We start from the raw sequence: 3,468 nt of genomic DNA on the forward strand, positions 1-3,468 counted from the left end.
CAATCCTCTCTAATCCACAAATTCCACATACCGGACAAAACCATGAGCACCACGATTGCCGATAGACTGAGAGCCCGAGCCGAGCAGCTGGGGCTGAACGCGCGCGAGGTGGCCGAACAGGCGCGCGTCAACCGGTCCTTCGTCTATGACATCATGCGCGGGCGTTCGGAGCGGCCGAACCTCGAGAAGCTCGACAAGGTCGCCGCGATCATCAAGGTCGATCGCAATTGGCTGCTGCATGGCAAGGGCATGATCGAGGGGGATGAGCCGGTCATGGAAGACGAGGCGGATGCCTTCGTGGCAATCCCGTCGGTCCAGGTCACGGCCTCGATGGGCGGCGGCAAGCTCGTCGCGGACGAAGTGGAGAACGGCGAACCCTACCATTTCCGGAGCTCGTGGATCACACATCGCCTGCGCGCCAATCCGGCAAACCTGCGCATCATGCATGTCGAGGGCGACAGCATGATGCCGACCTTGCACGACGGGGACGTCGTGCTGGTCGACCTTGCCCGCTGCATGCCGACCCCGCCGGGCATCTTCGTGCTGTTCGACGGCATGGGGCTCGTCGCCAAACGCCTCGAGCACATCCCGAATTCGGAGCCGCCGCGGGTGCGCATCATCTCCGACAACACCTTCTACAGCCCCTATGAGCGCACCGCCGAAGAAATCAGGATCATCGGGCGAATCCGCTGGTTTGGTCGGGAGATCTGAGTCGGCCATGGTCTTGCCCATTGGTCGACGCTTTTCCACCGGTGCGCACTTCGTTCCAATGCGCATGATTTCGCGACAACCAGACAAGCGATTGAAATCGCTTGTATTTATAGGTTTTGCATCTACCGTTCTCTGATCAGGATTGATTGCGAACGGTCTCATGCACAACATTTCCTCCGCCCCGAACCCCTTGTCGCCCGACCGCATGACGGCCGATGAGCGGCTTGGCGAACTCGGCCAGATTCTCGCCATCGGGCTGAAGCGGGTTCTGTCCGAACAGTCCAGTCATTTATNAACAAAGAGAAAGACTGACGCCGCGCCATGGCGGGTGGGCGAATGCGACGCGGCGGACGCGAGCGTGGTCGCGCAGCTTGCAGCGCTCAAACGAATGACGGTGGTCGAGCTGAAGGCGAAGTGGGAAAGCCTCTTCGGCACGCCCGCTCCGAACAATAGCCGCAGTTACCTTGAGCTGAGGCTCAGCTACCGGATCCAGGAACTGACCCTCGGCGGCCTGTCCCGCGAGACGCGGCGGACGCTTGACTTGCTGGCCGACGAAATCGAGGGCCGGGTCGCGCGCAAGACGATCATCGCCGATCGCCGCAACCCGGTGGTCGGCACCCGCCTCGTGCGTGAATGGGACGGGGTGGAGCACACCGTCACGGTGATGAAGGACGGCTTCGACTGGCAGGGGCGCAAGTTCAAGTCGCTGTCGGCGGTGGCGCGGGCGATCACCGGCACGCAATGGAACGGCTACCGCTTCTTCGGCCTTCGCGAGGCGCGGAGGGACGACCGATGAGCCGTCAGGAAGCCGTCGCTATCATGCCGCGCCGCCAGCGCTGCGCCATCTATACCCGCAAGTCGAGCGAGGAAGGGCTCGACATGGAGTTCAACTCGCTCGATGCGCAGCGCGAGTCGTGCGAGGCCTACATCGCCAGCCAACGCTCGGAAGGCTATGCCGCCATTCGCGAGCGCTATGACGATGGCGGGCACTCCGGCGGCACGCTGGAGCGACCGGCATTGCAGCGGCTGCTGGCCGATGTCGAAGCCGGGCTCATCGACGTCATCGTTGTCTACAAGATCGACCGCTTGTCCCGCTCGCTGATGGACTTTGCCCGGCTGGTCGAGATCTTCGAGCGCAACCAGGTGACGTTCGTCTCCGTCACCCAGTCCTTCAACACCACGACGTCGATGGGACGTCTGACGCTCAACATCCTGTTATCCTTCGCGCAGTTCGAGCGGGAGGTGATCGGCGAGCGTATCCGCGACAAATTCGCTGCCTCGCGCAAGAAGGGCATGTGGATGGGTGGCTATGTCCCGCTTGGCTATGATGTCCGGGACAGGAAGCTGGTGATCAATGAAGAAGAGGCCAAAACGGTCAGGATGATCTTTGAGCGCTTTGTGGCCACCGGTTCGGCCACCAGGCTGGCGAAGGCGCTGGCGGCCGAGGGTGTCGTCAACAAGCGTGGCAAGCTGATCGACAAGGGCTTTCTCTATAAGCTGATCAACAATCGCGTCTATATCGGCGAGGCCGTCCACAAAGGGACGAGCTACCCGGGTGAGCATGAGGCGATCATTGATCGTGAGCTATGGGAGGCGGTCCAATCTGTGCTGAAAACCAGCCCTCGGCTACGCGCCGCCGCGTCAAGAAACCAGACGCCCGCGATGCTGAAGGGGCTGATTTTTACTGACAGCGGCGCTGCCATGACGCCGACTGCCACCAAGAAGGGCAGCAAGCTCTATCGTTACTACACCTCGATGGACCTGATCCGAAACCGCCCCACCGATGCCGCCGGACCGCAGCGGCTTCCTGCCGCCATGGTTGAGGATGCAGTTGTCGGCGAAATCCGTCGCATGATCGCCACGCCTGAAATCAGGGCGCGGGCACTTGCCGCCCTGAAATCTGATACACCGGACATCGACGACAAGACGGTTATTGCCGCGCTTGGCGATTTCGATACGCTCTGGGCCTCGCTGTTCCCGGCTGAGCAGGCGCGCATCGTCCAGTTGCTGGTGGCGCGTGTCACAGTCGGCGTGGCAGGGATTGCCATTGATCTGCGCCATGACGGCCTCAAATCACTGGCGAGACAGATGTTGGCGCCGCAGATCGGGAAGGATGCGGCATGACCGAAAACACCATCCGCGTGGTCATCCCCCTCACTGTTCGCAGGAAGAACGGCCGCCCGAAGATCCTGCCGCCGGCTGACCACGGACCCGCCGAAGCGCGGGCGCAGGATGCGCATGTGTTGCGCGCTATAGCTCGCGCCTGGAACTGGCGGCGGCAGCTGGAATCCGGTGCCGCTTCCACCATTCAGGATATCGCCGCGGCCGAAAAGGTCTCCGACCGGTTCGTGAGCCGCATGATGCGGCTCGCCTATCTGTCGCCGGAGGTGCTCGAACACCTCGTCATCAGGCGCGTACCGCCGGCGCTTTCGCTGAACGACCTTGTGGCCGTCGCCGACCGGCCGTGGGCGGAGCAGATGGAGGCGGTGTTTGATACGGCATTGGATCCCGCACCGTGAAGCGGGGCTCACTCACTCCTGATATTCTAAAAGCGTTCGTGGTCAGCAAAGATGGCTGGCGCATTACGAGAGCTCGAATTGCAGTTTTCGCATTCATTCCGAGCCATGGCTTCAGGCCAGGCAGCATGTTTAGTATATGACTAGGCCGTGTGGACGGATTTGGCCAAGATGAAGCCTGCGACGAGCGCGACGAAGGAAGCAAAGTTTCGCTTTGTCTTCTCGCAGCGTAGGGCGATGC

General features: G+C 61.7%; 4 protein-coding genes. All 4 read left to right on the forward strand.

The features are described 5' to 3' along the window. Positions 1 to 42 precede the first annotated feature (42 nt). The 4 genes from ACFO1V_RS01125 (at position 43) to ACFO1V_RS01140 (ending at position 3,230) form a co-directional block, all read left to right on the forward strand. Positions 43 to 711, forward strand: coding sequence for an XRE family transcriptional regulator (locus ACFO1V_RS01125; RefSeq protein WP_380075023.1), 669 nt, complete (start codon positions 43 to 45; stop codon positions 709 to 711). Between the two features lie 388 nt (positions 712 to 1,099). Beyond that, a complete protein-coding gene (locus ACFO1V_RS15485) occupies positions 1,100 to 1,507 on the forward strand; it encodes a DUF2924 domain-containing protein (protein ID WP_465251717.1) in 408 nt (135 codons plus the stop codon). Continuing rightward, positions 1,504 to 2,835 carry a recombinase family protein gene (locus ACFO1V_RS01135; protein ID WP_380075025.1) on the forward strand — a complete coding sequence of 444 codons (1,332 nt, stop codon included), beginning with the start codon at positions 1,504 to 1,506 and terminating at the stop codon, positions 2,833 to 2,835. The genes ACFO1V_RS15485 and ACFO1V_RS01135 overlap by 4 nt, the downstream gene beginning before the upstream one ends. Beyond that, entirely contained in the window at positions 2,832 to 3,230 is a 399-nt protein-coding gene (locus tag ACFO1V_RS01140) for a hypothetical protein (protein WP_380075026.1), read from the forward strand. The genes ACFO1V_RS01135 and ACFO1V_RS01140 overlap by 4 nt, the downstream gene beginning before the upstream one ends. The last annotated feature ends 238 nt before the right edge of the window (positions 3,231 to 3,468 follow it).

The sequence above is a fragment of the Daeguia caeni genome (assembly GCF_042653845.1).
GTDB lineage: Bacteria > Pseudomonadota > Alphaproteobacteria > Rhizobiales > Rhizobiaceae > Brucella > Brucella caeni.